Source organism: Phenylobacterium sp. (assembly GCF_036263695.1).
Lineage (GTDB): Bacteria > Pseudomonadota > Alphaproteobacteria > Caulobacterales > Caulobacteraceae > Phenylobacterium.
Genome location: NZ_DATAGM010000329.1, coordinates 1 through 6325, shown reverse-complemented (window position 1 = coordinate 6325; position 6325 = coordinate 1). Strand labels below are relative to the sequence as shown.

The following is a 6325-nucleotide window of genomic DNA, read 5'->3' as shown; positions in this document are numbered from 1 at the left end:
GGTCGGGGTTCTTACGCCCTTGCTGCGACCTGCTCCTCCGCGTCCGTGAGGCCGGAGCGAGGAGGGATCAGATCACGGACGCGGGATCGACTATGCCGCGGTTCGCGCGCCGGACAAGAGCTTTATTCACGGCCCCGTGATCACTTTTTTCACCATTGCCGGCTGAGCGCCGCAATCTCAGCGTCAGCCCTCGGCCGGGATGTTCGACAGCGCCTCTTCCAGCTCCAGGAAGCTGGGCTGGGACTCGGACGGCACGTTGCCGCGGCCGATCTCCACCGAAATCTGTGCGGCGTTGCCGTGCAGGTGGGCGACCAGCACCGCCTGGATAATCTTGTAGTAGGCGTGCTCTTCCTCGACGACGTTCTTCAGCCGGGCGGCCATCGGGCCGACGAGGCCGTAGGCCAGGAAGACACCGAGGAAGGTGCCGACCAGCGCGCCGCCGATCATCGCTCCCAGCACCTCCGGCGGCTCGGTGATCGAGCCCATGGTCTTGATGACCCCCAGCACCGCCGCGACGATGCCCAGCGCGGGCAGGGCGTCGGCCAGGTTCTGCAGGGCGCCGGCCGGCGCGAGCGCTTCGTGGTGGTGCTTCTCGAGCTGCTTCTCCATCGCGTCTTCCACCTGGTGGGGATCCTCCAGGTTCATCGTCATCATCCGCAGGGTGTCGCAGATGAAGTCGACCGCGAAGTGGTCCTTCATCACCTTGGGGAAGCGCGAGAAGATCGTGCTCTGGCCCGGATTTTCGATGTGGCTCTCCAGGGCGATGACGCCCTTGGACTTCATGGTCTTGGTCAGCAGGAAGAGCAGCGCCAGCAGGTCGTTGTAGTCCGACGCCTTCCACTTGGGGCCGGCGAACACCTTCGCCATGCCGCCGCCGGTGGCTTTGATCGTCGTCATGGAATTGGAGATCAGGTAGGCCGCGACGCCCGCGCCGCCGATCGCCATCATCTCGTGAGGAAGCGCGTGGGTGATCACGCCCATCTGCCCGCCGGACATCAAGTAGCTGCCGAACACCATCGCGAACAGCAGGACGATGCCGATAATCTGGAACATGCGGACGGGCCCCCAACTCTGGGCTGCACCTTGGCCGTTAATGCTTAAGGCGAGGTGAGCGAGAGGGTTTGCACCCGCTCCCGGCGCGTCCTAACAGCGGGGCATGAGCCAGCCCTCCACCACGCCCGACGGGATACCGAAGCGCTCTTTCGCCATCATCTTCGGCGTGTCGCTGGCGACGGCGATGGGCAACACCGGGCTGATCTCGGTGCTGCCGGCGATCGGCCGATCCACGGGTATCCCCGACGAGGCGGTGGTGGCGATCTTCTCGCTGTCGGCGCTGCTGTGGGCCTTCTCCTCGCCGATGTGGGCCAGGGCCTCGGACCGGCACGGCCGCAAGCCGCTGATGATCGTCGGACTGGCCGGGTTCATGGTCTCCATGGCGCTGTGCGGCGTGGTGGTCGCCGCGGGCCTGGCGCACCTCGCCCACTGGGCGGTGATCTTCATTTGCTTCCTGCTGGCGCGCGCCCTGTTCGGCTTCTTCGGCGCGGCGTCCAACCCGGCGACCCAGGCCTATGTGGCCGAGTACACCCCGCCCGAGAAACGGACCGGCGCGATGTCCAGCCTGGCGGGCGCCTTCGGCCTGGGCACCGTGATCGGGCCGTTCCTGGCGCCCCTGTTCGTGCTGCCGTTCGTCGGCCTATCGGGGCCGCTGTTCGCCTTCTCGCTGATCGCCGGCGTGATGCTCGCCGTCGTCGTCCGCTACCTGCCCGAGAGCGAGCACCGCGCCCAAGGGGACGAGGCGGAGCCCGAGCCCCTGGACGCCAGGGGAAAGGTCCGGCCCATGTGGCGCGATCCCAGGATCACGCCCTTCCTGATCTACGGCTTCCTGGTCGCTGTCTGCCAGACAGCGCAAGGCCAGACGCTAGGATTCCTGATCCTCGACACCCTGGATATGTCGCCGACCGAGGCGCAGGGCTTCATCGCCGTGGCGATGATGTTCGGCGCCGTGGCCGGGCTGCTGGCCCAGTGGGGCATCATCCGGATGTTCGACATGACCCCGCGCCAGCTGCTGCGCTGGGGCGTGGCGGTGGCCGCGGTCGGCAATCTGATCGTGGCGCTCTCGCCCGGCTACTGGAGCGTGGTGGTCGGCTACGCCGTCTCCAGCCTGGGATTCGGCTTCGCCCGCCCAGGGTTCACGGCCGGCGCCTCCCTGGCGGTCAACATGGGGGAACAGGCCCGGGCGGCCGGCGCTATCGCGGCCGTCAACGGCGTCAACGTGGTGCTGGCCCCGGCCTTCGTCTGGCTCTACCGCCACCTGGCCTGGGGGCCGTTCGTCCTCAACGCCGTCATCCTGGCGGCGCTGCTGGTCTACGCCTTCAAGAACAACCAGCTGAAGAACGCCGATCCGATGCCCGCCACCCGCGAGGACGCCACCATGGCGACGCTGGAGAAGCGCAACGAGGGCGGTGGGATCTAGACCCCCGCCTCAGCGCGCAGCCGGCGCACCATGTCCATCGAGAGGTAGCCGTCGGCGACGAGTCCCCGGGACTTCTGCCAGGCCCGCAGCGCCGAGCGGGTGTTGACGCCGACGACGCCGTCCGGCGTGCCCGGGTTGAAGCCGAGGCTGACCAGCGCCCGCTGCGCCGCCTGACGATCGGCCAGCGCCAGGCCGACTTCTTCGGGCCAGGGCTTCACCAGCTGGCCCATGCCGGCGAAGCGGTCGGCCAGCATGCCCACGGCCAGGGCGTAGGCCACCGAGTTGTTGTACTGGCGGATCGCGAAGTGGTTCGGGAACAGCAGGAACAGCGGCCCGTTCGCCCCCGACGGCGCCAGCAGCTGGGCCGGGGCGGCCCGGTCGGCGGCGCTCCACGGCTGGCGGTCGGCCCGACGCACGCCGCGCGATTCCCACCAGTCCGGCGTCTCTTTCGGTCCTTCGGTCAGCGAGAAGTCGAAGCCGGCCGGAACCGTGACTTCCCGCGCCCAGCTCTCGCCGCGTCGCCAGCCGGCCTTGGCCAGCAGGTTGGCCGCTGAGGCGAGGGCGTCGGCCGGCGAGCCCCAGAGGTCGCGCCGCCCATCCCCGTCGCCGTCGACGGCGGTGGAGAGATAAGTCGTGGGGATGAACTGGGTCTGGCCGAAGGCGCCCGCCCAGGAGCCCTTCATGCGGCTGCGCGGATGCTCGCCCGAGGAGATAATCTTCAACGCCGCGACCAGCTCGCCTTCGGCCCAGGCCCGCCGACGGCCGTCCGCCGCCAGGGTGGCCATGGAGCGGATGATATCCATGTCGCCGAGGATGGTCCCGAAGCCGGACTCCTGGGCCCAGACCCCCATCAGGATCTCGCGAGGCACGCCGTAGCGCCGCTCGATGGCTGGGAAGAAGGGATCGTTCCGGCGGCGCTTGCCGATGTCGATCCGGCTCTGGGTGAGGGCGGACTTGATGTAGGCGCTGACCGGCCGAGAGAACTCCGGCTGGGCGCCATCCAGGGCCGAGACCCGGTCGTTGGGCGTCAGGCCCGCCAGCTCCCGCTCCAGCACGGCCCGAGGCACCCCGGCGATGGCCGCTCGCGACTTGAAGCTCTCCAGCCAGTCATTGAAGCTCATCGGCCCCAGCGGCGGCGGGGGCAGGGCGGCGGGGGCCTGCGGGGCAGGTACGGGCTGGGCGGCGGCGGGTCCCGTGGAGCAGCCGGCGAGCAGCAGGGCGAGGAAGACTCTACGATGCATCCGCAGACCCTAGCCTGCGTCGCATGAACGGCGGAACACATCCCGGTTCAAAAGCGCGCGAAGCCGCCGCTGCGTTGACTCCCCGCCGCACTCCCCGTATATGCGCCCGCTCTGTCGCCGCCCCGCTGGGGGACCGGCCGGTCATTCGCGTGAAGACAAGGTCATGAAGGTCAGAAGCTCGCTCAAGTCGCTCAAGACGCGTCACCGCGACTGCAAGCTCGTGCGCCGCAAGGGCCGAGTCTACATCATCAACAAGACCGACCCGCGCTTCAAAGCCAAGCAGGGCTGAGGCCGCGCCGACCCCGAGATGCCGAAGGCGGTGCTCTGGGATATCGGCAACGTCATCGTGCGCTGGGATCCGCGCACGCTCTATTCCAAGATATTCCCCGACCCGGCCGAGCGTGACCGCTTTCTGGCCGAGATCTGCACCATGGCCTGGCATGAGGCCCATGACCTCGGCGTGCGGTTCGAGGACAACCGGGCCGAGCTGATCGCCCGATTCCCCGACCACGAGGCGGCGATCTGCGCCTGGGGCGAGCGCTGGTGGGAGATGTTCTCCGGCCCGATTGCCGAGACCGAGGCGGCCATCGAGGCGCTGCACGCCCGCGGCGTGCCGCAGCACGGCCTCTCCAACATTTCGCAGCACACCCTGGAGGGCACCTTCGCGATGAGCCCGGCGTTCGGCCGGCTGCAGGGCGTGGTGATCTCCGGCGCTGAGGGCCTGATCAAGCCGGATCCGGCGATCTTCCGCTTGGCCTGTGAGCGCTTCGGCCATGCGCCGCAAGACGTCCTGTTCATCGACGACGGGCCCCGCAACATCGAGGCGGCCCGGACGCTTGGCTTCGACGTGCACCACTTCACCGATCCGGCGCAGCTTCGGCCGGCCCTGGAAGCGCGGGGGCTGCTCTGATCCCCCTGCGATGGTGTAGGTCCTAGGCCGTCACCCATCGAGACGGGCGAATCATGACCGCGAACGACCGTCCCGGCGCCGAAGGCGACCTGGAGCTCACCATCCTGATGCCCTGCCTCAACGAGGCCGAGACGCTCGCCGTCTGCATCGAGAAGGCGAAGGGCTATCTGGAGCGATCCGGGGTCCGCGGCGAGGTGCTGATCGCCGACAACGGCAGCGACGACGGCTCCCAGGAGATCGCCCGCGGCCTCGGGGCGCGCGTGGTCGACGTCCCCCGGCGCGGCTACGGCGCGGCCCTGATCGGGGGCATCGAGGCGGCGCGCGGCCGCTTCATCATCATGGGCGACGCAGACGACAGCTACGACTTCGCGCGCCTTGACGCCTTCGTGGAGCCGCTTCGGGCCGGCGCTCAGCTGGTTATGGGCAACCGGTTCAAAGGCGGGATCGAGCCGGGGGCCATGCCCTTCCTGCACCGCTACCTGGGCAACCCGGTCCTCAGCTTCCTCGGCCGGATGTTCTTCCGCATTCCGGTCGGCGACTTCCACTGCGGGCTGCGCGGCTTCCATGCCGATGCGATCCGCAGCCTGCGCCTGCAGACCACCGGCATGGAGTTCGCCAGCGAGATGGTGGTGAAGGCCGCGCTGGGGGCCGTACGCATCGAAGAGGCGCCGACGACGCTCAAGCCCGACGGCCGCAGCCGCCCGCCGCACCTGAGGACCTGGCGCGACGGGTGGCGGCACCTGAAGTTCCTGCTGATCTACAGCCCCCGCTGGCTGTTCCTCTATCCCGGGCTGCTCACCAGCGGCCTTGGGGCCGGCCTGACCGCCTCGCTGCTTCCGGGGCCCCTCACCCTGCCGGGCGGGGTAGTGATGGACATCAACGCCTTCGTGGCGGGCTGCTTCATGATCCTGGCGGGGGTGCAGATGATCACCTTCGGGGTTCTATCGCGGCGCTATGCGGCCATGACCGGCTTCCTGCCCGCCAGCCGCACCGCCAACACCCTCATGCGCCACATCAATACCGAGCGGATGGCCCTGCTGAGCCTGGCCCTGCTGATCGCCGGCCTTTTGACCTTCGGCTACGCCTTCATGGTCTGGCTGGAGCGCGGCTTTGGACCGCTGACCGACCCGATGATCCCGCGCCTGGTCATTGGCGGCCTGGCGCTGGTGGCGGTGGCGCTGCAGACCTTCTTCTCGGCCTTCCTGCTGGGCACTTTGGACATCCCCAAGCTGCGCGGCCCGGAGGGCCCGTGAGCGCGCGTGCGCGCCTGGCGCGGTTCATCGTTTCCGGCGGCCTCGCCTCGCTGACCTTCTTCGTCGCCTCGTTCGCGCTGCTGGAGATCGGCTGGCGGCCGTGGGCGGCGAACCTGACCGCCTACGCGATCGGCTTCGTGGTCGGCTATTCCCTCCAGCGGGGCTGGACCTTCCAGGGCCGGCACGCCCACGGCTCGGCCCTGCCCAGGTACTTCATCCTGCAGGCGGCCTGCGCCGGCTTGACGGCCCTCGCCGGCGAGATCGGAGGCAGCCTCCTGGGCTTGCCGCCGCTGCTGGTCGCCATCGGCTCGACCGGCCTGGCGGGCGCGATCTCCTACCTGGGCTCGCTGCTGTGGGTGTTCCCTACGCGTCGCACCTGAGCAGGGTGACGAAGTGGAGCCTGCGGTCGAAGAGCCAGGTGAACGGGGCCGGGTAGATGCCCAGGCTG

7 protein-coding genes are annotated in these 6325 nt (G+C 69.1%); 5 read left to right on the top strand and 2 right to left on the bottom strand.

Annotated elements, in window-relative coordinates; all coding sequences use genetic code 11:
* Positions 1-183: 183 nt before the first annotated feature.
* Positions 184-1053, bottom strand: a complete 870-nt coding sequence (gene motA, locus VHK87_RS13430) for a flagellar motor stator protein MotA (protein ID WP_329635400.1) — start codon at positions 1051-1053, stop codon at positions 184-186.
* Positions 1054-1156: 103 nt separating this feature from the next.
* Between motA and VHK87_RS13425 the strand changes: the two genes are divergently transcribed.
* Positions 1157-2473, top strand: a complete 1317-nt coding sequence (locus tag VHK87_RS13425; RefSeq protein ID WP_329635399.1) for an MFS transporter — start codon at positions 1157-1159, stop codon at positions 2471-2473.
* On the opposite strand, the gene VHK87_RS13420 is transcribed toward VHK87_RS13425, so the two are convergent.
* Positions 2470-3714: a lytic murein transglycosylase gene (locus VHK87_RS13420; protein WP_329635398.1), complete on the bottom strand. Its 1245-nt coding sequence runs from the start codon at positions 3712-3714 to the stop codon at positions 2470-2472. The genes VHK87_RS13425 and VHK87_RS13420 overlap by 4 nt on opposite strands.
* A 163-nt stretch (positions 3715-3877) precedes the next feature.
* Here VHK87_RS13420 and ykgO point away from each other — a divergent pair, with 163 nt between their 5' ends.
* Genes ykgO through VHK87_RS13400 form a run of 4 tightly spaced genes read left to right on the top strand, consistent with a single transcriptional unit; the run spans position 3878 to position 6257 of the window.
* A complete protein-coding gene (ykgO, locus tag VHK87_RS13415; protein ID WP_111513452.1) occupies positions 3878-4003 on the top strand; it encodes a type B 50S ribosomal protein L36 in 126 nt (41 codons plus the stop codon).
* Between the two features lie 18 nt (positions 4004-4021).
* Complete coding sequence (locus tag VHK87_RS13410; RefSeq protein ID WP_329635397.1) at positions 4022-4624, top strand: HAD family phosphatase; 603 nt, start codon at positions 4022-4024, stop codon at positions 4622-4624.
* Positions 4625-4677: 53 nt separating this feature from the next.
* The gene (locus VHK87_RS13405; protein ID WP_329635396.1) at positions 4678-5877 is read left to right on the top strand and encodes a glycosyltransferase family 2 protein; all 1200 of its coding nucleotides are present in this window, start codon (positions 4678-4680) and stop codon (positions 5875-5877) included.
* Positions 5874-6257: a GtrA family protein gene (locus tag VHK87_RS13400; RefSeq protein ID WP_329635395.1), complete on the top strand. Its 384-nt coding sequence runs from the start codon at positions 5874-5876 to the stop codon at positions 6255-6257. The genes VHK87_RS13405 and VHK87_RS13400 overlap by 4 nt, the downstream gene beginning before the upstream one ends.
* Positions 6258-6325: the final 68 nt, after the last annotated feature.

Bases quoted from the DNA above. Each gene is read 5' to 3' on its own strand.
- VHK87_RS13410 (WP_329635397.1), top strand. From the start codon at position 4,022: ATGCCGAAGGCGGTGCTCTGGGATATCGGCAACGTCATCGTGCGCTGG.
- ykgO (WP_111513452.1), top strand. From the start codon at position 3,878: ATGAAGGTCAGAAGCTCGCTCAAGTCGCTCAAGACGCGTCACCGCGAC.
- motA (WP_329635400.1), bottom strand. From the start codon at position 1,053: ATGTTCCAGATTATCGGCATCGTCCTGCTGTTCGCGATGGTGTTCGGC.
- VHK87_RS13425 (WP_329635399.1), top strand. From the start codon at position 1,157: ATGAGCCAGCCCTCCACCACGCCCGACGGGATACCGAAGCGCTCTTTC.
- VHK87_RS13405 (WP_329635396.1), top strand. From the start codon at position 4,678: ATGACCGCGAACGACCGTCCCGGCGCCGAAGGCGACCTGGAGCTCACC.
- VHK87_RS13420 (WP_329635398.1), bottom strand. From the start codon at position 3,714: ATGCATCGTAGAGTCTTCCTCGCCCTGCTGCTCGCCGGCTGCTCCACG.